Below are 23,274 nucleotides of genomic sequence, written 5' to 3'. Positions count from 1 at the left end.
CTTTTTCATCAACATGTTTAATAACATCCCGTAGTGCTGAAACCATTTTATTAAAACTTTCTCCCAGCCTGCTTATCTCATCGTTGCTTTTCACAACAAATTTTTGGGTCAGATCGCCTTCACTGACCTTCCCAGTAGCAGCAACCAACTGGTTTAGCGGTTTCGTAATAGAGTTAACAATGAAGTATGCAGTGATAACTCCAATTAGAATAAAGATACCTACTATGATAAAGGTTGTTATTAAAATCGGATTGGAATCCTGATTTACCTCATTCATTTTCATCGTCCCTGCGATCTTGAATCCAGTTAGCTTATTTGTCGTAAAGTCCATTTCCTTGTCAACACCGTTTAGTTTGTAGGAAATCCTGCCGGTATTCTTTTCTAAAAGCGGTTGAACCCAGCTCCCTTTTGCTTGTGATCCTAACTTATAAGTTGGGTGGACAAGATAACTGCCTTTTGCACTAACAATTAAAGGGTAGCCTTCCCTGCCAATTTTTACGCCGCTTGTGACTTCTTTTAAGGCAGCAAGGTTTAGGTCAAAGCCAAATACACCAGATCCGTCCTTCAACTGTCTTGCGACCGTGACAAGGATATCGCCTGAGACTTTATCAACATAGGGTTCTGTAATAATTGTTTGGCCATTTGCGGCTTTAGCTTGGATGTACCATGGCCGTGTCCGTGCATCAAACCCCGCAGGTAACTCAGTATGCGGATAGATTAAAAGATTGCCTTGTTCCGATGCTGCATAAAGTGAAACGACTTCTTGATGAAATTCACTATATTGTTGAAGTAATGCCAGCGTATTTTCAACATTACTATTCTCAAAAGAAGTTTGATTTAACAAGCCAGCAAAATGGATGGAATCCTTCATTTTGGGTTGGATATAATTTGTTAAGTACCGATCAATCATTCCTACATTTTCTTTTGCACTCAGTTGAATTTTTTCCTGAATTTTCTGCTGAGCACTATGATAGGAGAAAAAACCGATCGTTATAGATGGGATTAATAAAATAAATAAAAAGGACAAAAATAGTTTTTTGCGAATCGTGAAGCCTGATTTCTTTTTACTCGACTCTCGGTGTCTTTTCATTTGAATGGGAAGCCTTCTCTCTAAAATTGTATGTTGTTTTGCTTTCAAAAATAAAAGGCCAAACCTTTGATAAAGGCTATAGCCTATAAGACTACTATTTTCCTATAAATTAAAGTAATATATTGCTACAATGGTGACGTATGTCTTGGACTAACTTTGTTCCCTAAGCCTGACCGCCTTGAGCGTATTGCTTCTGCCGGTTAATTTGGATGACCTGCTTCCACGTATCACGGAAGTCTGTCACAAACTCCTCCACCTCTGCTAAAATGGCTGCATCACTTTTAATATTCGCCTCAACAAGCCTGCGATAAACGTAATCGTAAAGGGGTAACATACTTTTCGAAACCTCCAGGTCTTGGTTTAAGGTGACCATTAGTTCCTGAATGATCTTTTGCGCCTTTTGAATATTTGTATTTTTCATCTCAATGTTATTTTCTGTGATGCCCGCTTTGGCAATATGAATAAATTTAAGACATCCGTTATATAACATTAACGTTAACTCCCCTGGTGAGGCCGTGTTAATTGAATTTTGCTGATAGGATTGATATGGATTTTTTACTGACATTTACCTGACACTCCTTAAATAGTTGCATTCAGCTCAAATGTTCCTCTTATAAACAGGACATTTGATTTATATTTTTCTATCTACGAGCAAACCGAGGTGCTCCGCCATTGCTGCATAGGTATCTAATAATTTTTTTGCAGGAATTTCTTTGACAACCTCATCTGTATTGTCATTAACGATGACAACATAATATTCATTAAGCTTTTCATGCAGCTTGAATCTGACTGATGTATGTGCCGGCTCGAGAAAATGATTTAGACCACTTACAACCTCCTCAAGCTTTTCTTTCTTTTTTTCGTCAAAGTATTCTGGTTGTTTTTGCTCAGACTGATTCGTTGTCGCAGGTTTTTCATCTACCTTAATTGGGTTACCCTTTACCCCTTCGTGTACTGCAGATCTTGGTTGGATGGGGGTGTCTGTACCGATAAGACGTTCGATCATCATAATCTCCCCTTACATACAATCCATTCTATCTTTACTATCGGATTTAAAAGGAAATCCTTTAGTCACAAATGGTAGTCTAAAAAATTTTTGCAAAAAAAAAGACCCATCACATTTTGTGAATGAGCTCTTATCAAAGGTTCAATTCTTTTTATCGTAATATGCTCCTTCAGTAAAAACATCCGTATAAGGATTAATATACTTAGGAGCGTGCTTTTTTTTATTTTTTGCTGTTAAAAAATCCTGTTGAATTTCCAGCTTAATGGATAGAAGGGCTGTTTGAATTTTTTGCTCATACTCAATCAATTGTTTTCCGAGTTGCTGTTCTTCAGGAGTATAAGGACCCTTCATTTCTTTTAAAAGAATTTCGCGTTTAGCTAGAAATTCATTAATTTTTAAAATTAAACTGTCCCGCTCACCTTTTGGTGAAGGCTTAGAGACTACTTCATAAAACTCACGACTCAGATTGAAAACATCTTGTACTATACTCATTAGTTTAGACCACCTGTTATTGATCATCAACCGCCGCTGCTAAATTGCTGAGTAATATAAGCTGCCTGCTGATTGGATTGCTGCATCGCTTGTTCCATTGCGCTAAATTGATGATAATAGCGGTTTTCAATGTCTGTCAGCTTTGATTGAAAATCAGTAATTTGCGTTCCCAGATCCGTTAATTGTTTGCCAATATCAAATTGGTTATTTGTATAGGTTGTTTTTCCGGCAATGGTAGTAACTTGACTTGACATATTGGAAATAGAATCACGCAGACGTTTTGCAAGCCCCTCTGTGCCATAGGAATAGGTACCGCTTGTATCACTAGAACTTACACCACTATTAAACAACTGATAAATCGCCTGCGGGTTATCTTGAATTTTTTGACGAAGCGTAGTTTCATCAATCACTAATTTACCATTCTCCGAATAATCCGCTGACGTCGTGATTCCAATTTGCGAAAGCTGAGTGTACCCTGTAGTAAGATTACTTCCAGAAACGGGCGAATATAGATCTTGACGCATTTTACTCAGTCCGCCCGACAGAATGGAATCGTTACTTAACAACCCGCTCTTGGCCTTCGTTTCCCATTGAGTGATTTGCGTATCATTCATCGCAGCTCGTTGGTCATCGGTAAGGGGAGGAAAATCACGATTCCGCTTTTCAGAGATTTTGTCATTTACTTTTTTGATAACGTCATTGTATTTATCGACAAAGCTTTTGATTGAATTATAAATGGAATCAACGTCTGTGGCGGTTGAAATATTAACTGGGATATCATTACCCTGTGTGTCCTTTGGAGTGACACCTTTGATCGTATAGTTAACCCCATTAATTGTAAAATTGTTGGATGTCTCTTTCATTGAATAGCCGTTAAAGGTAATACTTGCATCCACTCCTGCAATTGCATTGGCAGTCCCTGTGTTAAAGGTATAATTACCATTTGCGTCTGGAGTTGTTGACACATCAAACCCTAAGACATCATGCATAAAAGGTGAATCTACTTTTATAACACCCTCGCTGCCCGTTTTATTGTTAGATATTACAAGAGAACCTGTATCATCCTTAAACATGGTTACGCCAAGGCTGGAGCTATTAAACTTTGTTATGATGTTATCAATTGTATCCGTTGCTGCAATAGCTATGGAAACTACTCTGTCTGTAGAACTTCCTTCGGTATTTCCCGGGTCGGTTACAGTAAATTTTAAGGTTGTATCGCTAGAAGCTGGATGATCAGGGTAAGGTAGTACTACAGTTGATTTCCATGAAGCACTTGTTGCTAAATTACCTACACCGATTCGGGCTGACATGTTACCTGTTGCGTTTATGGCTGATGCCGATACCAGATTATCATTAGAACTTGTCACTGTTTTTTTGTTAAAAGACGATTGCAAGAAAAGCCCGTTAAAAATCGTTGTGTCTAAATCCTTAAGCGAAGTATTTATGTCACGATAATCATCGCGCTGCCATTGGAGGGTTTGCTGTTTTTGTTTCATCTTATCTAACGGGACCGATTCGGCTTTCATTAATTTACTGACCATCCCATCAATATCCATACCGCTGGCCATGCCGTTCACACGCATTAACCCGCTGTATTGGCTGGAAATCGTTCCACTGCTACTAGTACTCACTTTTTCCACCACCAGTCATTTATTTTAAGACCCCGATAACATGCACTTTTATTATTATATCGGCTTATCCTTTAGAAAGTTTAATGATTCTATTATCAAGAAAAAACACAGTACTACTACTGTGCTTCATGTATAAATATTAATCAGCATTCCTTTAATTTCCCCGACCATTCCGAGGATACCAAGACCTTTTTGCTCTTTATCCAGAACAGCATTCGTTAAATCAATCAATTTTTTATCTACTTCTTTAACAAGCTTGTAAATCTTTGATGATCCCCGATGGCTAAACCCGCGTTTTTCTTGAAGTTCCAAGCCATTTTTCACGGCATCGTCCATAAAATCCTTTACAAGCTTTTTATATTTACGTAAGTTTTCAACTGTTCGTGAATCAGCCAGTTTATTTCCCTGTCTCTCAATTTCCTGCATTTTTTGATTAAGACGCTCAAACGTTACGTCAGAACGCTTTTTATCCATAATTGCATTAAAGGCAATTGAAGCCTTCGCAGTTTCTTCCTTAAACCCCACTTTGGAAATAGAAGCATTATTAACGTGTTGGACTTCCATTGCTTCACACCTTTTCTCAGTAAACTCTTACCTAAATTATAATCTATTTTTGAAGCTGCAAATAGATTAAATATGTGAAAAGGAGAGGTCTCCCTCTCCTGTGAAAATTATTTCAATAATTGCAGCACACCCTGAGGCAGCTGGTTTGCTTGAGCAAGCATGGCCTGTGCGGCTTGATTCAAGATATTATTCTTTGTGAAATTTGTCATTTCAAGAGCCATGTCGACGTCCCTGATCCGAGATTCAGCGGAAGTCACGTTTTCACTCATTGTTTTTAGGTTATCGACTGTATAATCTAAACGGTTTTGGACTGCACCGAGTCGGGCCCGTTCAGATGAGACCCGTTGAATCGCGTCATCGATTACGGTTATTGCTGCACTTGCCTTAGCCGAGCTGGTTATGTCAATAGAACATTCAGAAGGAGCAGCAGAGATTCCATCATCTGCACTAGCCGTTGATGTATACCATACCTGTTGGGTGGTGATTCCATCTGATAATGTAATCGTTTGGGCTGCACCGCCAGTGGTACTAGAACTAATTCCCAAGGCTTGAGCACGTATGTCATTGATTTCAAGCTTAACTGATTGACCGGCATTGGCTCCAATTTGTAAATTAATCGATTGATCCGAACCGCCAGTCGCCGATTTGTCTAACCTGCTTCCATCCAATAATTTACCAGTATTAAACTCAGTCGCATTGCCAATCCGATTGACTTCAGATGTCAGCTGGTTCATCTCTTGCTGAATCTGTGCCCTGTCAGAATCGGTATTCGAATCACTTGCCGCTTGGACAGAAAGCTCGCGCATCCGCTGTAAAATTTCCTGAGTTGAGCTTAGGGCACCGTCAGCTGTTTGCACGACAGAAACACCATCTAACGCATTGCGCTCTGCCATATCCAAACCGCGGATTTGCGATCTCATTTTTTCAGAGATAGCTAGACCCGCTGCATCATCAGCCGCACGATTAATTCGAAGTCCGGAAGACAATTTTTCAAGACTTTTTGATGTATTTTCATTGTTGATGTCTAAATTTCGATAGGCGTTTAATGCTGCAATATTATGATTAATCCGCATAGATAAGTCTCCTCTAGTTAATAATTTTTTCTCATAATACTATTTTCATAAGCTAATACTTTTTTCGTATTACCTGACTGTGTATGTACTTGTTTCCTTACTATTTCATTCCATGCTTCCGCAATTGGCTGAATGAGCTGCAAAACATTTTTTATGAGCTGTTGGTCTTTTCGCAGATTCGCCTCGATGATCTGGCTTGCCATATAGTTGTACAATGTATCGAATTGCTCAGCGATCGGGCCTGCTTCATACTTTAGCCCAACACCTAAGCGTTCAAGGATGTCATTCGCTTTTTGTAATTTCTTATTTGCCTCAATAAAGTTTTTGGCGTTAATCAATTCAATTGACTCTTCCAAGTTAGTCATGATTCCTTCATATAAAAGAGCTGTCAACTCTTGAGAACTTTTTTGATATAAAATTTCTTCTGTAAGGAGTTCCATTTGTGTACCTCCGTTCATCTCAGTACTATTTTTATCGGCTATTGGTTGGAAAAATTAATAGTTTTCCTCGATTTTTTCAAGCAACACAAAAATTTCAGCAATCACTTCATACAGCTGCGGCGGGACGGAGTCACCCAAATCAATTTGCAAAAGATTTTCAATTAGAGTTGAATCTTCTTGAAGATGAATGTTGTTTTGCTTTGCAGCCTCAATAATCTTCTGCGCAACATAGCCAGAACCGTGGGCAACAACCGTAGGCACCTTCCCTGTTTCTTTGTCATATTTAATCACTGCTGCTGATGGACCATTTATTTGCTTTCGCTTTTTGGCATTAAAAAAGTAATTGGTCATATGGTGAAATCATACCCTTTCTCCGTAAAGGCAGCAGTAATAGGAGTAGACTTCTCAGCTTTGGCTTTCTCACTTGCGTTATCCTCAATAAGTGGCTTAAATTGAATACCCCCAACATGGTAGCCAATTTCCTCCAAGTGATCCTTTGTTACCTCGGTCAAAGGCTTGATCGCCGCTTGAAGTTCTTCTTTATTATTTTTAAAAGTAATCGATAGATTCCGATTTACAACAGAAATGGCGATCCCGACTTCCCCCAGCTTTTTGGTTTCAAGCAAAAAGGTTAAATTACAGTTTTCCCAATCAATTTTTTCACCTTTTTTTTGTGAATTAACATAGACCTTCACATTCTCCACTTGCTTGTTTAATAGAATCGGCAGCTGCATGAAAAGGTTTTGAACGCCTGAACTGTCCGGCTTATTTAATAGCTGTTGTCCGGTAATTGCTGATAAGGCCTGCTCAACTGGCTGTTTCGACTGGCCATCATTTGTTTCCAACAATTGCAGCAGCAGAGACTTTACATTTGCTGGTGGTTCCTCCTTATGAATCAGTGCCTTAGCAGAATCCGCTTCATGAGTTAAGCCAAGTCCCTTTACTGTTTCAAAAACACTTCTCGCTCCTGATGTTTGATCTGGAAAAGGACGAATCGCTTTTTCAAGCATTGCTTTAGGAGAAAGTAAATCCTGCTCGGAGACAAAATGCTTTACCCTGCTATCGGATGGCTTAAACATAAGCTGGTCTACACTGTTTTTTACTTCTTTAACAATTTGGTTCGCTTCAACGACGTTTCCTTTCGATAAAAGACTTCTAGCTTCGGCCAGCCGCGAACTTGCTGTGAGCAATTTTTTCTCCGTTGACATATCCGTATATAATAGGATGTCACTTTTTAAAATGGATTGGTCCAGCTTGTTAATTGCAGACTCCAATATTTGCTTTGCTAAAACCGCACTGCCCTGTTTGTTTGCCTCCATCAATCTCGTTGCAGAATCCAAATTCCGGCTTATTTCCTGCCGCATTTGTTTAAAATCAATTGCCAGCTGTGATAGTTTTTTAGTAATCTGAGTAACCAGAATGTTTTTGGAATCAAGCTGAAGTGATTGAATTGCTTCGTTAATAAAATATTGTTCTGCTTTGCTTATGTTGGTATCATCCGCCGCTATTTGCAGCGAAGGGTTGTTTTCCTGGAGGTGCTGAACAGCTAATGCCAGCTCTTTTCTTGCAGCTAATTCCCGTCCCTGGCCGGACAGCTGGGTTGCTTTTTCTAAAGCTGATTTAAGCCCGCTCAGGTCAATGTTTGTTGAAGAATCTGCTTCCAGTAAACGTTGAATACCATCCAGAACATTTGCCAAGGAAGGTTCTTTTTGAATTAAATTGATCATTTCCTTTATGGCAGAACTCGATGGATCTTCAGGGGTTTCACCATCTGTTATTCCCTTTAATGCAGCCTCCAACCGGGCGGCACCAATTTTTTCAAGTTTTAAGGCATCCTTTATCGCAGCTTCGACGTTTTGCGGAAGATGCTGCGTTTTGAGAATTTGAATTATTTGAGCAAAATTTGTCTCCTTCTGGACTGCTTCCTTAATGTCAGATTCAGGTAAGGCTTGGAGTATTCGTTCATTGCCCGCCTGCTGGATTTGCAGCGCTTTTTTAATGTCAGCAATGGTTTGTACGTCTTTAACCGGATCAAGAGAGGCTAGTACCTTTTCGAGTATGTTGGATTGATCTGAACCGCTATTTACTTGAGCAATAGCCTGTTCCAAGGCTGACTGACTCTTGGATTCCTGGATAGCTGATATTTCTATTGGGCCACCCACTAGGTTGGTTAGCGTATCTGTTAAGGATGTACCATTTAATGCTACATTGACCGAGTGCAATTGCTGTTGTGTAAACTCCAAATTCTTTTGCTCCATGACTTTTATTGTTTTAAGCTTTTCCGTTATCGATCCCGTGTCGTTTTTTAAAAAATCTTGGATATTTTCCAGCGAATCCTTAGAAATATTGCCGCCTCCTGAAAGGATCTTCGTAGTTGCTTCTTTTAACCCTGGATTGACACCTGGGTCAAAACCAAACTTTCTGAGCACATCATCGACTGTTTGGGTACTAGTGGAAACTATTGGAGTTGAGAGAGGCTTCACGGTAAACTGTCCATTCTCGCTTTGGTTTGTAACTTGGACTGAGGCTCGGTCCTCTGCAGGCAACTGCCCGTCAAAGCTGACTGTGAGTTCCTGCCCCTTTAATAGAACCTTTGCTACATTGTTTCCGGACCTTTCCTTAATCATCACTGGGATAATATCGCCAACTTTTATCGGAGAAGTTGCCTGATCCGGAACCATATATTTGCTAATCATGCTTCGATTATTAACTTCCATTATTTGCTCACTCCGTACACGTTATCTATTCTTTGTATCGGCAATATTTGAAAACTTTCAAATGACAAAAAATGGATGGTGATAACCACCATCCATTAATCTTCCATTTTTTCCAGGGCGTTTTCAGCCAGTATTTTAAACGCGATATCATCCATTGGCGGATTGTGCAGCCCAGCACGGACATTTTGGTAATAGCGATGCAGCGGATTCTGCTGGGACAGGCTTCTAGCCCCGACAATCCTCATCGCTAGGTCAACAATTTGAATCGCATTGTTGGTTACGAACGTTTTTACCGCGGCCATTTCGACTTGAAAATCTTTGTTTGGATTTTCTTCATATTGGGTCGCGATCCCATATAGGAATTGACGGGAGGCCATTAATTTCACTTCAATCTCACCGATTTGCTGCTGCATGTTTGGCAGAGTTCCAATCGGTTTCCCAAGGCTTGTTGGTACATAGTTAGCTGCAAATTGAACCGCGTAATCGCGGGCCGCACCGGCAATGCCTAGGTAGCAGGCTGGAATATGGAGCATCCATCCTTTCCGGTGAATTGAAGTTTCAGCGGTCGTGTATTCTTTTATGTAATTAGCTGGAACCTCAACATGATCAAGAATCAAATCATGGCTGGCAGTTCCCCGGAGTGCAACACTGTCCCATGTTTCGCGAATTAAAACACCCTTTGAATTCCGTGGAACTAGAAACGTAGCAGCCTTGCCATCGTCCATCGTTGCGGTCACGAAAATATAATCAAGCACGGGAGCTGCCGAAGTAAAAGTCTTTTCACCTGTAATGATATAGTTCTGCTGATCTGGGGATAAAACAGCAGTAGTTGTCGGCTTGGCACCGCGAAGTGGACTGCCGGCATTTCGTTCACTTGCAGCCGTATTAATAATTGCCCCCTTCAAAAATTCCTGACTCAAAAAAGGAACAAGCTCTTTATTCCAATGGCGATGTTCAGCAAATTCAAGGATCGTTCCCATATGCCAGCCAATCGACAATGCCGTTGACCCGCATCCCTTGGCAATTTGCTCCTGAAATAGTAGAAAGTCCGTTAAGGTAATCCCTTCTCCTCCCAGATCCTTTGGCAGGGTTAAGGTGGTATAGCCGATTTCTTTTAGGTCTTTTATATTTTGATAGGGAAAAGAGTTTAATGCGTCTAATTCACTTTCGCGGTTTTGGAAAGCAGGGGATAGGTTTTTTAGTTTAGTCAGGATTGTTTCACGGTTTTGAGCAGTCACTTATTTTATCCTTCTTTCTATTAATCAGATATGTATAGGTGGAATTAATGTCAGTAAAAAAGCAAACACCATTCATTTACCCTTTTTGCTTTTAAATATATGTTGTAAAATGAACGACTTTTGCTTTGATTATAACATGACAGCTCAATTTGAACTATTTAAGAAAGAGGATGAAAATTTAGTTAAGCTTGTATCAGTAAAGTGGCTTTAGTGGATTCATCTGCTCACCAATTAGTTTTTCTATCATGTCAAGCTTGCTCTCTTTACGTCAAGATTCTATAGCTTTTAAACAGTTGGTGCCGTGCCTTAAGCACAAAACCTCCTTTAACCAACTATATTGCTTATAATACAACCTGCAAGTTTGTTTTTAATGTTGCTGTGTCTAAACAACCAATTGATCAGTATTGGGTCTGAATAAAACTCCTCCACAAAGACCTTGCCTTCTATGAATAGAAGGGCAATAGTGAGATCCAGCCTTACATTAAGTCCATCTTCATTTTGAATGTTCATGCTGGTTCGACACATTTGATAATTATCCAGAGTGATACCATATTCTTTTTCATAATAATCAAGGTTTGGGTTTCTATCTGCCCCTAGAATGCCTCTTAATATTTCATAAATACCAATAATATTTTCTTTAAAAATGTTGGATTGTAAGCTTCCGTTTACTATTACATCTGTGATTAGCAGATCAAACCTACTCTTACGTTTAGTATTTTAATCCATTCCTTATTTGTAAGGGGCTGATTAGAAGTTGCTTTAAATTTGTGAATGACACCTAGCGTATAAAAAGTTCCCATTATTACCCGCGCCTTCTTATTCGACTGCAATTCATGAACAATATGTTAACTGTAATTTAACACTAACTATGCACAATTTACCTATAACCTTGGTGTTTATGAATTGAATAATCAAGTCTAATTAAAATAATTTATTCCGTTAGTCCTGACATGTTCAGCTTATCTAACAATCTGTCAAATCCTACTTTTTTAAAATCACGGGGGAAAATAGCCACAAATATATATTCTGATAGTGACTGATAAAATGTAATTTTTCTTTTTGTCTTTTCGGTATACCCTTTGTATAAATTAGATTCATAGAGGCCAAAGTATTCAATGATAAATTTCTGTCCATTGTTCTCAATGATCCAATCCGGAATATATGCTTCATTCTTCTTATTGTTAAAGAAACGTTGTGCTTCCCTTTTCACCCTCTCTATTGAGAACCACTGGATAAAAACATTATGCAATACTAACTCCTCTTTAGAGTCACAAACTTGACCATCCTCACCCATTAACAGTTGAAATTCCTCTGGAAGAAAAAAATGTTCCGGAAAACTTTCTATGATCCATTGATAAAACTTACTATCATAATGACGGTCTGCAATGCTAATAAATTTCGGGAGATATTTACGAAAATAAGCACGATTCAACAATGGCAATTGTTCACGTTGAATGCCATGTTTTTCACAAAATGCCCTCATGGCATATATTCGGTTTTTCTGCGAATACCAATACTTATTTGGCACTCGTTGAAATTCTAAAATATCAAACTTTCCCGGATAAAGCACATTTACAATCTCAATTGGCGAACCATGAAATTTATCCAGCAGTCCACTCAAATTAGCCTCTTGAAGTCTTTTTTTTGTAAGAAACTGAGGAATGTTCTTTTCACTTACACCTTCGGCAGCTAATAGTTGTTCAATTGCACGTCTAGCATTAGAAAGATCCTTCCAATAGCCATTAGGTTTAATTGCAAAATCCTCTATTGAAAAATAATCGGGAAACAATGAAGTAATTAACTTGAAGGGAGATCTTGAATAAGAAGATAGAACACTGGAAAAGCCATATTTAATGAGCCTCTCTTGATTTACTTTTTTAGGAATTTCGTTGAAGGTAATTTGTTCTTTTTTTAGCATATCGAAAAATTGTTTTTTTAATGTAGTTTTGTCTTCATAGAAGTGGTGAGGAACTTTCTTAAAATCTATTTCCTTGAATTTGGATGGATATATGGCATTCAATAACCGAAATGGCGAATCTCCATGGCGCTTTAATGGATTGGCAAAGCCCCATTTAATAAGAAGATCATAATTAATAACAGATGGGATATCGACTATTTTCATCCCTGCTTGCGCTAGCTTCCATTCAAACCTTTCTTTCACCCGGCCAATATCTTTCCAATAATCAACTGGTACTCTACTAAAATCACATTCATGGTACACGCCAGGATAAACAAAATGAATCAGCTTTCGAATTGATTTAAAGCGATTTAGAGCACCCCATAATTTACATTTCTTAATATCCGAACGGTTAATTTTAGGTATTTGATCCTTCAATAAGCCCAGCTTTACTTCCAATACATAGCGAATAAGAACAATTACATCTTCATCTCTTTGCCATGTACCCGTAGGTAATGCATGAATATTTCCAGCAATCATATTATGGTAGATAATGACTATGGGAGTTTCGGATAAATCGTCATGCGAAAGTTTACGGTATTTATCGAGATTCATATTTATCACCTAAAACAAGTATAGCATATAAATAAAAACAAATGTTCGTAGATATAAAATTACTTCCCTATTTTGGTAATTTTCTCACTACAGACATAAATGGAAAATTTACAGTTTGTCGATAGAAAATTTTTAAAAAATATATCATTCAAGAATCCCTCTAACTCCTCTAGACCCATATTCATTCCCATTCTTGGCTTCATTGGTTACCACAATCATTACCAAAATTCGTTATATTTGCATTTACGATTTTAAAAACCCCCCTCTGTTAGGATAGATGTAGTATAAAACTTTAATACTTTAGTAAATATACGGAGGTCGATCAAAATGACAGGAAACTTTGGGATTCGACATACGAAAAAAATGAGAGGTTCGATCCTGTTGATTAATGGGCGAGTGTTATCAACACAGATATTCAATTTCATTAATTTAAAGTATTGATACGAAAGAATAATGATTTGAACAATTACGTGAAACAAGATTATTTAAGGGCGTGATCGTGCTTGGCACCGGCCTTTTGTTTGTTTCCTAAACAAAAAAAGAAGTCAGAGAATTCACCCTGACTTCTAGGTATAATTGTTAAAAGTTTATCAATTATCTTAATAATTGAAGAACTTGTTGAGGCTGTTGGTTTGCTTGAGCCAACATAGCTTGAGCAGCTTGAGAAAGAATGTTGTTCTTTGAGAATGTTGACATTTCCTTGGCCATATCAACATCTCTGATTCTTGATTCAGCTGATGTTAAGTTTTCACTTGATGTTCCTAAGTTAGCAATTGTGTGCTCTAATCTGTTTTGAAGAGCTCCAAGTTTTCCTCTTTCTTCTGAAACAGATTTAATTGCCTTATCAATAGTTGTTATAGCTGTTTGAGCGCTTGTTTGGTCATTTACATCTAAATTAGCTACTCCTAAAGCTGAAGCTCTCATGTCGCTAATAGCTAGTTTTGTAGTTTGACTCTCATTTGCTCCAATTTGGAAGTCTAAATCATTTCCTGAAACAACTAAGTTAGATGGACCTGCATTTGTTAAGTTTCTATCAACAGAAACTCTAAATCCTCCAACATCTACTTGACCATCACTTGACAACTGACCAGTTAATTTACTTGCAACTCCACCAGAATTAGTAACAGTATAATCTGCTTTCATTTCTGTTTTAAATGTTATTGAGCCTGCACCATCTCCAGTTTTATTTGTATCAACTGTAAACTTGTAAGTTTGTGCATTAACTGTAAATGAAACTGATTGAGTAGCACTTGGTGTTGACCAATCTTGTGCAGCAATAGTTCCAAGAGCTTTTCCTGAACTATCTTTCAATGTTACAGTTGCATTATTTGCATCACCATCGTCCCATGATAAGGTATAAGTTTCACCAACATTTGCCCCAGTTGAAGTGGTATCTAGAGCAACATCGCCTTGACCTAAAGTATTATTAGTACCTGTTTTACTTAAAAATGCAGCTGAACCCGCTTTATTTGCAACTGTCAACGTATATGTTCCATTATCTAAAGAATCCAACGCTTTTGCATCTGTAATTTGAATAGCTGTCTTAGCAGCACTTGAGTTTACAGTTTTTCCTTGGCTACCATCTAAAAGATTCATTGTATTAAACTGAGTTGTGTTTCCAATTCTGTCAATCTCAGAAGTTAACTGATTAACTTCATTTTGAATTGCAGTACGATCATCGTCTGTAGCTGTACCATTAGAAGATTGAACTGAAAGCTCTCTCATTCTTTGAAGTATGCTATGAGTTTCATTCAATGCACCTTCACCTGTTTGAATTAATGATATTGCATCCTGTGAGTTAGCTGATGCTTGGTCAAGACCTCTAATTTGGCCTCTCATCTTTTCTGATATAGCTAGCCCTGCAGCGTCGTCTCCAGCCTTGTTTATTCTAAGACCTGATGAAAGTTTTTCCATTGATTTGTTTGCATTAGTTGAATTGATACCCATTTGTCTAATTGCATTTGAAGCACCTAAATTGTGATTAATTATCATAATAAAATTCCTCCTTGAATTTTGTTTTTAGGACATCCTTGTCCTATTTATAGTTAAGCTCTTTGAGCCTACTAACAGAACTTAAATTGGTTTGAGTGATAAGGTCGGCCGCCCTTATTTTTCTCTTACAATTTTTTTATCGGCATCAAGGTGGAATAGTTTAATAGTACTATTTATTTTTTTGTATTTTTTTGATCTTTTTTGGCTAATCAAAATTTATCCCATAAATTTTGAACGCACGACGGACAGGATGTCCTCGTTAGGCCAGTGCCTCAGGATGTGGCATTTACGAGTGTGATAAGTGCAACTACGTCTCTGTCTTCGCCTTACGGCTTGCCAGTTGGTGAGTTTTCTTTAAGGAAATGTAGCAAACTGAAGATATCTTGTGACGCCTGTTGGTTTTCCGTTAAGATTTGATCATAAATTTCCTTGCGTAAAATCTCGACATTTTTTGGAGCGTTAATGCCGATTTTCACCTGATCATTTTTCGCTGAGACGATGGTGATTTCGATGTCGTCACCAATTTTGATTGTTTCGCCATTCTTTCGTGTCAGTACTAACAAGGAAATCACCCTTTCTGAAAAATGGGATGCTTCGTTTTATAGCATCTATCATTTAGAATCACTTGCTTTGCTTTATTGTTTAAACTATTTATAATAACCGGAGCCTGCAGGTTTGCTGTTGTTTTTTCAAAAGGATCCCCCACTGAAAGAATTAAGAATACCAACACGTCCTTCTCTGCTTTTATATCGAGTTCCTCAACTATTGAATCTTCAAGCTTAAATTCATAATCCTGAAAAAAGTGAAAAGGACTAGCGATTACGAACGCTACATACGGTGTTGTTAGTGATTGCATAATCGAGAAGGTTTGGTCATCTGACAACGGCAGAATAATAAACTCCTTCTCATCTAGAAAGCCGGGAATTCCTTTTTCAAAATGCAGAAAGTCTTCTTTATTAACTTCAATCTCGCCATGATATTTTGTCTGAATCATGCTTCTATCATTCCTTTATTTTTTATAATCCAATGTCTATATTTAGTGACGGATATTGTTTCATCTGAATATCTACTTTTCCAGGGTAGTAATTAATGATCGGCCGATAGGACTGACTATTAATTATCGGCTTGTTTATCTTCCAGTTAATATCAAGCCTGCCCGGATCATAGTTGATATTGACACTGCCCCATGAAGGAATCCAACCTAGCCCAAATTCATGCTCAGAAATTATTTTATGCTGATTTGCTTGCTGGGCAATCGGGTTGCCACTATTTTCAATCTGCATCAATTGTTCGCCCTCTTGGACGCGGCGGGCAATTCCTTTTTGTACATCTAAGTGCCCTTCCTGCGCTGTTTCCGCAATTCTTTGCTGTGCGCTCTTTAAATCAACATCCGCCCGGGCCCGCAATTGATCAATCGTGAGCCGCGATGGTGTCTTTTCCACGACCATCTCCGCCGGAGGCTGTTCAATACTTAGCTCTGCCGGAGGCTGTTCAATCGTCAACTGGGCATTTTGCGTGTTTATTCCTATTTTTGCAAAAGTAGATTGCATCGTAATCTGTGGGAAGTTCATAAGATTACTTCCTTTCTAGTAAAAAAAAGCTATTCAAGTTAGAATAGCTTTTATTTTAAGAAATCCATTAACGAAGGCTGAATAATTCTTGCCCCGACACTCAAGGCAGCGCGCTGGACGCTTTCTTGGTTAGTCAAATCCATAATGACCTTTTCCATATCGACATCTTCATTATCAGACAAAACCTGGGTGGCGGTGACTTCTTGCTGATCAAGCCTGCTAGACACCATTTCAAGACGGTTGGAACGGGCCCCAAGCTCAGAATGCTCTGCTGACATCGTATTCATCACATTGTCGAGCCTGGTGAGAAGGCTGTCCATATCAGTTGAACTACTATTTTGCAGCGAAGTTTGAATCCCGCCGACTACATCAAATAATTCCTGGCTAAATACGTTTGCAGGATTGACGTTGGCTTTAAGCGAGACTCCGCTAGAAACCTCGACACTATAATTATTTATTTGCGGATCAGTTAAATTAGCGGCAACCGTTGGCGGGTCCTCTTGGATAATAGGAGGATTCATGACGTCGTTGCCATGGAATATGTATCGGCCGGCAACTTGAGTATTCGCTGTCTTCACTAAGTCCTGCTGCATTTGGCCAATTTCAGCAGAAATCGCCTTGCGGTCAACATCCGTAAGGAAACTATTTTGACTTTGGACGACCAACTCGCGAATTCGCTGCAAAGCGCTATCTGCTTGCTGCATTCCGGACTCTGAATTGTCCATCCACGTTTGAGCCTCTGACAAATTTCGCTTGTATTGCTGCACTGACGTTAAGTCGGAACGGTAATACATTCCCTTCATTGCCGTAACCGGGTCATCAGACGGCTTCGTAATTTTTTTGCCGGTTGACAGTTGGTCCTGGTATTGCCCCATTTTCAAATAGCTATTACTGATGTTACTCAGTGAGCTTGCGGTTAGCATCGATTGTGTGACGCGCATTTATTTCACCTACCTTCCACCGGTTCCCATACCGTTAATAATTTTATCAAGCATTTCGTCCTGCAGCGTAATCATTCTCGCCGCCGCATTGTAGGCATGCTGATATTGGATCATATTTGTCATTTCTTCATCAAGTGATACTGAGCTGACCGATTGCCGTTTTGCGTCAACCGACTGCTGGAGCGTCGTGCTGTTGGTCGTCATTCGCGTTGCTTCCTGGGAAAGAACCGCCATCCCGCCAATCACATTTTGGTAGTAATTTCGAAAATCAGCGGTTGCGCCTTGTTTATACTGAAGCTGTTCATTAATGACATTCGCAAGAGCCTTCACATTGGTGGCATCCCCTAACGTGGCATTGGCCGGGTCTGTCCCGTCAGCTGTCGCAATATTATCAACGCTGTCCTGAATTTGCTGTGAAAGCTGAATCCGGCCGGCAAAACCCGCCTTGGTGGTAATATCAGTGCTAGCTTGATCTGAAAAAAACGGAATGCTTTGATTCTGCTTGGCTGCAATTTCATTCGGACTCATTCCGCCCTCATGAACCTCGTTGAATCTCTGAGCAAACGTATAGGCAAGGTCATCAAGCTGATTCAACATATCCGTAAACGTGCCGGCTGGTTTGCCGTTGTTTTCATATCCGTACGATTCGGCTAGCGCTTTGAGCTTTCCGGTTGAGTTCATTTTTGAAAAATCAAAATTGGACGGACCTAGCGTAACCGTTTTGACCGATTTATCGACACCATCGTAATTTACCTTCAGTTCGGTTGAGCTTGACGCACCAACTAGAACACCTAATTCCGAGCCGCTATCATTAACAAGCTTAATCACTGCTTTGCCCTCGGCAATTGGGTTTGAATTCCCGCCGGAGCTTGCGTATTCCACCTTAATATTGACCATCGATGAAAGCTGATCAATCAGCCGGTCCCGTTCATCGTACAAATCATTCGGTAGATATCCATTCGGCTCAACGCTGCCGATTTGTTTATTTATCTGATCAAGCTGACCAGTTATCGAATTAATTTGTTTTACTGTCACATCCACTTGATCCTTTTGATCTTTTTGGACAGTAGAAAGAGAGTTATGTAAATAATTGAACGTATCGGCAACCGCTGCTCCGCGCTGACGCACAACCGAGCGTGCCCCTGAGTTCGTCGGGTCCGCAGATAAATCCTGCAGTGACTGCCAAAATTGGTCCATTGTATTGGATAAACCGGAGTCGGATGGTTCATTCATAATACTTTCCATTTTGCTTAATGCATCTGAATTGGTTTGCCAATAACCCAGCTTGTTATTTTCGCCGCGGTATTGGACATCTAAGAAACCTTCGCGCACCCGCTGAATCGAGCCCGCTTCGACCCCTGTCCCCATTTGGCCAGTCATCATCGGGGCATTGCTGCCAACGCTCGGATAGGGCTCCGTTGCCTGAAAATTAACGCGCTGACGTGTATAACCCGGTGTATTGGCATTGGAAACGTTTTGTCCCGTTACATATAAGGCGCCTTGCTGAGCAGCCATCCCCCGCCGCGCGATTTCTAATCCCATAAAGGTTGAAGCCATTGAGATTCCTCCATTGCTATGCTTTTACATTCAGCAGTCCCGGCCCCTTTGGCTGTCCTGCCTGCGGGCCATAGTTAAAATCCTCCGGCTGTGGCGCCACTAAGTTTAAGGATAAATTGACAAATTGGAGCGACTGGTAGATCATTTCTTGGTTTAAATCATTCCGTTGCCGGATTTGTGAAATGACACCAACAAGATCCGTCCGCAGGCGGTCGAGCGCTTCACGTTGGCCATCATCCACTGCGTGCAGACAATCCTCCATTGTTGGCTTTTCCGTCCCTGAAACCAAGGCTGCGGCGACTTTTTGCCGGTCGCTTTCCAAGATGTTGATCGCTGCAATGTGGGCCTGCTCATCCTTGATCATTTGATTAAGGGCATCCATGTCTGCTTTTTTAACGATGTCAGTCTTCTTTTGCGCCAATTCGTAAAGACTCTTATGAAGCTTTAAAAGCTTTTCCATTGTGATTGTTAATTTTTCAGCCGACATTTTTCTTCCCCTTACTTTTTATAAAAAGCAACGATGCTCTTGGCAACGGCTTTCGGATCCACTTTATAGGTGCCATTTTCGACCTGAATCTTCAGCTCATTAACTTTTGCCTCGCGTGCATCGCTGATTTGTGAGCCCTGCTGCATTTCTTTCGCAGCCGAAGAAATTTCTACTTTATCCGCCGCTTTGCTGGCTGTTTTACCAGCTTGATCTAGCTTGTTCATTTGCCGTTTATACGGGTTGATCCCCTGTGATCCTAACGGATTGATTTTCATAGTTTTAACCTCGCTTTCATCCCGAACCTTGTTCTATCCCTATTATCGGATCTTATTGACTAATCTTTAGTCTTTCGTGAATAATAGGTCATTTTCTCTCTTTCAAGTATTTCCTGTTTGCGCTGTTCTTCTTTATGAAAAATTTCCAGATCGTCACGCAGCTCATTTGCACATTTTTCACAAAGCTTTCCCTTCTTAATAATCCGGCCGCACTTATCACAAGGATAGCCAAGATTAGGAAACTGCGTTGGATGAAGACGCCCTTTTTTTACAAACTTTATAATCAAATCTTCCTTTACACCTGTTTGTTCAACAATCTGCATGATTGTTGCCGCGCGGTTCTCCCGTTTGCGCATAAATTTATATACGATTTGATAGTCTTCCTCTTCTTTCTTCCAGCAGTTGGCACAGACATCACGAAATTTATTTTTTTCAAAAATTGCATTGCAGTTTGGACAGTTTACTAGTTCCATTTTGGATTCACTCCTTGATTGGTTACGATTGGCGAAATTATCGCCTCGTTTGGCGAGATAATTTTATTTTTGGCGAAATTACCGTCTAGTTTGGCGGAATAATTCTATTTTTCGCGGAATTATCGTCTCGTTTGGCGGAATTAATCCAAAAAACTCTTTTTCACTTATTATAGCTTGCTAGATTGGTGATTGGAATGGTGGGGAATCATATAAAAACCCACCATTTAATTATTCTGGTGGCCTTATCTTATAAATTACGTTACTTTTGTTTAACTTTTACTATATTAGACTACTCACTATTACCTTTTACTGCTTCAAAAGTGAAGTAACCCTAGGGTTGAGAACTACTATAAGAAAAGTGACATAACTAGATAATCCTGTTATGTCACTTTTAAACCTTATTTTACTTATGATACGGTTCACCGTAACCAATCAAAATGAGGTCTCATCGAAGGTAAGTGCAGGCTTCGTAACTTTAAATTCCTCCAATAAACGAAACAAGTCGTGCGATACCTATATGGTTCGCACGACTTGTTATTTGTTATTTTCCGCCTGGCAAATGTGCCCCGTATTTAGGAAGAATAGTGTCCTTCGTATAAACATCCACTTGACGAAGTGTTTCAACGATCGTCGGCATATCCAATGCCTTAACAAGTTCATTCATCGCTTGAACACCTGCATCTGCATGTGCTTCTCTTTCCTCAGGTGTTTTTAAAAGCGGTGTAGCCATATGATCGGACGGTTCATCAAAGTAAGAACCCACTGCACCGGATTGATAAGCGTACTTTCCTAATAGATTACCAGGATTCTTACTCATCCCTGCTAACATATGTTGAACATCATAAGTTACAGAATGGGATTCAGGTACATCTAAGGGAACATCCTCCAATCTGCCTAACACTTTATAAGCACCAATGGTCATATCATGGAATGCATCCAGCAGATTGAAATGGACTGCCTCTGCTGATTTTAATACATCCATATATAGGACAGGCACTTTTGTTTCATCAAAGAAATCTCGAACCATGCCACTAACTGTCAAATAAGCCGGACCATGACTGGTAATATAAATTTGCCGTCTAAAGCCTTGTTTTAGTAATGACTTTGCAATCATATCTAAATAAGCCATTCCATCTTTTACGCTCATTTGAATGGTTCCCCTGCCAACAATCGTTCCACCTGGAAAGAAATAAGGTAAGTTGTGCAAAACAAGCCCATCTGATTCTTCAGCCATTTTTAAAGCAATCGCTTCCGCTAAAGCTGTTTCAGAATCCAGCGGTAAAGCTCCATGAGTTTCCGTTACTCCAACTGGAACATAGATAATATCATTTCGTTCTAAATATTCTTCGACTTCCCCATTTGTCATTTTTGAAAGGAATCTAGTACGCATATGAACCTCTCCTACAATTTCATTTTATTAAGATTTATTATAAAGAGATCTCCTTATTAAGACGCTCTTCTTTCTTTTAATGCTGCATACATTTCATTTGTTCTCTTTGCGTTTAGGTTATAGATTATACCTACTCCAATTAACATGATAATGAATGCAATGATTGGCATGGCAGTGTACATTTTTAATACGCCTTCTGCTACTGCTGGTGTTTGAGATTTTGCCCCGGTAACGAAGCCAACCCAACCTAAAGCGTAACTCCCGATAGCTGAGCCTAATCCCATACCAACTTTACGAGCAAAGGAGTATAAGGAATAAAGCGTTCCTTCGTAATGTTTTCCAGTTTGAAGCTCTGCATAATCGATACAATCTGTTACAAGAGCCCAAACAACCATAATAAAGACAGATGAACCGATTGTAGCAAGGTTATATAAAGCCATGAACACGTATACATTCTTAAATGCAACCAATGTCATTAAAAGTGTTGCAGCTAAACTGAAGATGGATGTAGCAATAACTAAATTTCTTTTATTAAACTTTACAACCAGTTTAGGAACGATTGCGAATAACACGAGCGTAACACCAATGCTAACAAAAGAGTTGATAGCGAAAGCACCTGGCATATGATAATGTTCTGCAAAAACAATTGGAGCTAATTGGCTTACACCATTTATCATAAGAAGTGAGCCAATTGATGCAACCATCATACCGATTAACGGTCTATTTTTAATCGCTACTTTAAATGCATCCTTAAAATTATAATCGGATTTTGCTCCTGCGCCCTTGTCATCACGAATACGTTCTGTTGTTAATTTTACAAGTCCTGTATAAGCTATTACTGATAAAATACTAAATACAATAGCAATTTGGAAGAATGCGTTTGGAACTATAGAATGGGATTTATCATAAATAAACATTGGAACGAAAGATAAGAATCCAAGTCCAACAACCATACCACCAATCGCACGAGCACGTGATAATTTTGTGCGTTCAACAGGATCATTTGTAATAACAGATGCAAGTGAACCGTAAGGGATGGAATCAGCTGTATAAGCAACACAGAAGAATAAATAAACGAATACTACCCAAACATGAGTTGCTGCAGATCCCCAACTAGATACATTTGCAAAAGATAATAAACAAGAAGCTGCTAAGATCCATTTAGAAATATTAATATAAGGTAAGAATTTATTGCCGGATTTTCCTAATTTCCAACGGTCAGGTATGGTTCCCATTACCACATTACAAAGTGCATCAAAGAATTTACCTAATAAAAACATAGTTCCCATAAAGTAAGGGCTTACACCTAATACATAGGTACAAAAGAGTAAGAAAAATCCGCCTATATATAAGTTAACGAAACTTCCTCCAATATCTCCTAGCGCATATCCAACTTGGTCTTTTACTCCAAACTTCTTCATGAGTTAGCCTCCTCTGTAAAGTTAATAACATTTTTCATTTCGCATTGAAGCATTATGGTTAACTCTCCCCTTTTTAACCGCTTACATTTTTAGTTAAAAAAAGGTATTCCTGTACTTCATAATGCAGTTTATTATAATTGCAAATATAATTTCTTATTTATCCGTAAGCGCTTTATCTAGTACTTGAATACAAGTATACACCGAATAACAAAAACACTTTTGCACTACAATTGCATGTTTTTATAGTATAATTGCATGAGTTTTTATCCAAAACCATTATGGCGGTCCACGCCACATCTACTATGGAAATTTACTCAGAAAATCATGCTTGCCAATAAAGGCGGTGTGAGTGAAGCAAGGCTACACTACTTTCCCGTTGGAAGATGGATATTTGTCGTTGCAAT

General features: G+C 39.2%; 22 protein-coding genes and 1 pseudogene. All 23 read right to left on the bottom strand.

Going from position 1 to position 23,274, the window contains the following annotated elements:
• Positions 1-37: 37 nt before the first annotated feature.
• Positions 38-1,090: pseudogene (locus JN080_RS29775) on the bottom strand (HAMP domain-containing protein); the annotation flags it as partial.
• Between the two features lie 163 nt (positions 1,091-1,253).
• The gene (gene fliS / locus JN080_RS05545; protein ID WP_256234923.1) at positions 1,254-1,655 is read right to left on the bottom strand and encodes a flagellar export chaperone FliS; all 402 of its coding nucleotides are present in this window, start codon (positions 1,653-1,655) and stop codon (positions 1,254-1,256) included.
• A 66-nt stretch (positions 1,656-1,721) separates the two neighbouring features.
• Positions 1,722-2,096: a flagellar protein FlaG gene (flaG, locus tag JN080_RS05540; RefSeq protein ID WP_256234922.1), complete on the bottom strand. Its 375-nt coding sequence runs from the start codon at positions 2,094-2,096 to the stop codon at positions 1,722-1,724.
• A 141-nt stretch (positions 2,097-2,237) separates the two neighbouring features.
• Complete coding sequence (gene fliT, locus JN080_RS05535; protein WP_256234921.1) at positions 2,238-2,588, bottom strand: flagellar protein FliT; 351 nt, start codon at positions 2,586-2,588, stop codon at positions 2,238-2,240.
• Between the two features lie 26 nt (positions 2,589-2,614).
• Positions 2,615-4,219: a flagellar hook-associated protein 2 gene (locus JN080_RS05530; RefSeq protein WP_256234920.1), complete on the bottom strand. Its 1,605-nt coding sequence runs from the start codon at positions 4,217-4,219 to the stop codon at positions 2,615-2,617.
• Between the two features lie 126 nt (positions 4,220-4,345).
• Complete coding sequence (locus JN080_RS05525) at positions 4,346-4,783, bottom strand: YaaR family protein (protein WP_256234919.1); 438 nt, start codon at positions 4,781-4,783, stop codon at positions 4,346-4,348.
• Positions 4,784-4,890: 107 nt separating this feature from the next.
• The gene (locus JN080_RS05520; RefSeq protein WP_256234918.1) at positions 4,891-5,856 is read right to left on the bottom strand and encodes a flagellin N-terminal helical domain-containing protein; all 966 of its coding nucleotides are present in this window, start codon (positions 5,854-5,856) and stop codon (positions 4,891-4,893) included.
• Positions 5,857-5,873: 17 nt separating this feature from the next.
• Positions 5,874-6,296, bottom strand: coding sequence for a flagellar export chaperone FliS (gene fliS / locus JN080_RS05515; RefSeq protein ID WP_256234917.1), 423 nt, complete (start codon positions 6,294-6,296; stop codon positions 5,874-5,876).
• A 54-nt stretch (positions 6,297-6,350) separates the two neighbouring features.
• On the bottom strand, positions 6,351-6,647 hold the full coding sequence (locus JN080_RS05510; protein ID WP_256234916.1) for an EscU/YscU/HrcU family type III secretion system export apparatus switch protein: 297 nt from the start codon (positions 6,645-6,647) through the stop codon (positions 6,351-6,353).
• Positions 6,644-9,013, bottom strand: a complete 2,370-nt coding sequence (locus tag JN080_RS05505) for a hypothetical protein (RefSeq protein WP_256234915.1) — start codon at positions 9,011-9,013, stop codon at positions 6,644-6,646. The genes JN080_RS05510 and JN080_RS05505 overlap by 4 nt, the downstream gene beginning before the upstream one ends.
• A gap of 95 nt (positions 9,014-9,108) precedes the next feature.
• Positions 9,109-10,251 carry an acyl-CoA dehydrogenase family protein gene (locus tag JN080_RS05500; protein ID WP_256234914.1) on the bottom strand — a complete coding sequence of 381 codons (1,143 nt, stop codon included), beginning with the start codon at positions 10,249-10,251 and terminating at the stop codon, positions 9,109-9,111.
• Between the two features lie 931 nt (positions 10,252-11,182).
• On the bottom strand, positions 11,183-12,763 hold the full coding sequence (locus JN080_RS05495) for a DUF4046 domain-containing protein (RefSeq protein WP_256234913.1): 1,581 nt from the start codon (positions 12,761-12,763) through the stop codon (positions 11,183-11,185).
• Positions 12,764-13,357: 594 nt separating this feature from the next.
• On the bottom strand, positions 13,358-14,755 hold the full coding sequence (locus tag JN080_RS05490) for a flagellin N-terminal helical domain-containing protein (protein ID WP_256234912.1): 1,398 nt from the start codon (positions 14,753-14,755) through the stop codon (positions 13,358-13,360).
• Between the two features lie 326 nt (positions 14,756-15,081).
• Positions 15,082-15,318 (bottom strand): carbon storage regulator CsrA, encoded by a 237-nt coding sequence (gene csrA / locus JN080_RS05485; protein ID WP_256234911.1) that lies wholly within the window; start codon positions 15,316-15,318, stop codon positions 15,082-15,084.
• 5 nt (positions 15,319-15,323) lie between these two features.
• Positions 15,324-15,749 carry a flagellar assembly protein FliW gene (gene fliW, locus JN080_RS05480; protein ID WP_256234910.1) on the bottom strand — a complete coding sequence of 142 codons (426 nt, stop codon included), beginning with the start codon at positions 15,747-15,749 and terminating at the stop codon, positions 15,324-15,326.
• A gap of 22 nt (positions 15,750-15,771) precedes the next feature.
• A complete protein-coding gene (locus JN080_RS05475; RefSeq protein WP_256234909.1) occupies positions 15,772-16,326 on the bottom strand; it encodes a DUF6470 family protein in 555 nt (184 codons plus the stop codon).
• 50 nt (positions 16,327-16,376) lie between these two features.
• Complete coding sequence (gene flgL / locus JN080_RS05470) at positions 16,377-17,267, bottom strand: flagellar hook-associated protein FlgL (RefSeq protein WP_256234908.1); 891 nt, start codon at positions 17,265-17,267, stop codon at positions 16,377-16,379.
• 9 nt (positions 17,268-17,276) lie between these two features.
• Complete coding sequence (gene flgK / locus JN080_RS05465; protein WP_256234907.1) at positions 17,277-18,824, bottom strand: flagellar hook-associated protein FlgK; 1,548 nt, start codon at positions 18,822-18,824, stop codon at positions 17,277-17,279.
• Between the two features lie 16 nt (positions 18,825-18,840).
• Positions 18,841-19,311, bottom strand: a complete 471-nt coding sequence (locus JN080_RS05460) for a flagellar protein FlgN (RefSeq protein ID WP_256234906.1) — start codon at positions 19,309-19,311, stop codon at positions 18,841-18,843.
• An 11-nt stretch (positions 19,312-19,322) separates the two neighbouring features.
• Entirely contained in the window at positions 19,323-19,586 is a 264-nt protein-coding gene (gene flgM / locus JN080_RS05455) for a flagellar biosynthesis anti-sigma factor FlgM (protein ID WP_256234905.1), read from the bottom strand.
• A gap of 59 nt (positions 19,587-19,645) precedes the next feature.
• A complete protein-coding gene (locus tag JN080_RS05450; RefSeq protein ID WP_256234904.1) occupies positions 19,646-20,059 on the bottom strand; it encodes a TIGR03826 family flagellar region protein in 414 nt (137 codons plus the stop codon).
• Positions 20,060-20,600: 541 nt separating this feature from the next.
• Positions 20,601-21,449, bottom strand: coding sequence for a creatininase family protein (locus JN080_RS05445; RefSeq protein WP_256234903.1), 849 nt, complete (start codon positions 21,447-21,449; stop codon positions 20,601-20,603).
• Positions 21,450-21,505: 56 nt separating this feature from the next.
• Positions 21,506-22,870, bottom strand: coding sequence for an MFS transporter (locus tag JN080_RS05440; RefSeq protein ID WP_256234902.1), 1,365 nt, complete (start codon positions 22,868-22,870; stop codon positions 21,506-21,508).
• Between the last annotated feature and the right edge of the window lie 404 nt (positions 22,871-23,274).

Origin of the sequence: Bacillus sp. EB600 (assembly GCF_024494385.1) — a bacterium.
Lineage (GTDB): Bacteria > Bacillota > Bacilli > Bacillales > Cytobacillaceae > JAEVLT01.
The sequence above is the reverse complement of the archived record's forward strand: the minus strand, read 5'-3'. Positions and strand labels throughout refer to the sequence as shown.

Coding starts and splice junctions, on each gene's coding strand:
- JN080_RS05490 (WP_256234912.1), bottom strand. CDS start 14,755: ATGATAATTAATCACAATTTAGGTGCTTCAAATGCAATTAGACAAATG.
- flgL (WP_256234908.1), bottom strand. CDS start 17,267: ATGCGCGTCACACAATCGATGCTAACCGCAAGCTCACTGAGTAACATC.
- flaG (WP_256234922.1), bottom strand. CDS start 2,096: ATGATCGAACGTCTTATCGGTACAGACACCCCCATCCAACCAAGATCT.
- JN080_RS05495 (WP_256234913.1), bottom strand. CDS start 12,763: ATGAATCTCGATAAATACCGTAAACTTTCGCATGACGATTTATCCGAA.
- JN080_RS05460 (WP_256234906.1), bottom strand. CDS start 19,311: ATGTCGGCTGAAAAATTAACAATCACAATGGAAAAGCTTTTAAAGCTT.
- JN080_RS05520 (WP_256234918.1), bottom strand. CDS start 5,856: ATGCGGATTAATCATAATATTGCAGCATTAAACGCCTATCGAAATTTA.
- JN080_RS05525 (WP_256234919.1), bottom strand. CDS start 4,783: ATGGAAGTCCAACACGTTAATAATGCTTCTATTTCCAAAGTGGGGTTT.
- JN080_RS05505 (WP_256234915.1), bottom strand. CDS start 9,013: ATGGAAGTTAATAATCGAAGCATGATTAGCAAATATATGGTTCCGGAT.
- fliS (WP_256234923.1), bottom strand. CDS start 1,655: ATGTCAGTAAAAAATCCATATCAATCCTATCAGCAAAATTCAATTAAC.
- JN080_RS05440 (WP_256234902.1), bottom strand. CDS start 22,870: ATGAAGAAGTTTGGAGTAAAAGACCAAGTTGGATATGCGCTAGGAGAT.
- fliW (WP_256234910.1), bottom strand. CDS start 15,749: ATGATTCAGACAAAATATCATGGCGAGATTGAAGTTAATAAAGAAGAC.
- JN080_RS05475 (WP_256234909.1), bottom strand. CDS start 16,326: ATGAACTTCCCACAGATTACGATGCAATCTACTTTTGCAAAAATAGGA.
- flgK (WP_256234907.1), bottom strand. CDS start 18,824: ATGGCTTCAACCTTTATGGGATTAGAAATCGCGCGGCGGGGGATGGCT.
- JN080_RS05510 (WP_256234916.1), bottom strand. CDS start 6,647: ATGACCAATTACTTTTTTAATGCCAAAAAGCGAAAGCAAATAAATGGT.
- flgM (WP_256234905.1), bottom strand. CDS start 19,586: ATGAAAATCAATCCGTTAGGATCACAGGGGATCAACCCGTATAAACGG.
- JN080_RS05445 (WP_256234903.1), bottom strand. CDS start 21,449: ATGCGTACTAGATTCCTTTCAAAAATGACAAATGGGGAAGTCGAAGAA.
- fliT (WP_256234921.1), bottom strand. CDS start 2,588: ATGAGTATAGTACAAGATGTTTTCAATCTGAGTCGTGAGTTTTATGAA.
- JN080_RS05450 (WP_256234904.1), bottom strand. CDS start 20,059: ATGGAACTAGTAAACTGTCCAAACTGCAATGCAATTTTTGAAAAAAAT.
- fliS (WP_256234917.1), bottom strand. CDS start 6,296: ATGGAACTCCTTACAGAAGAAATTTTATATCAAAAAAGTTCTCAAGAG.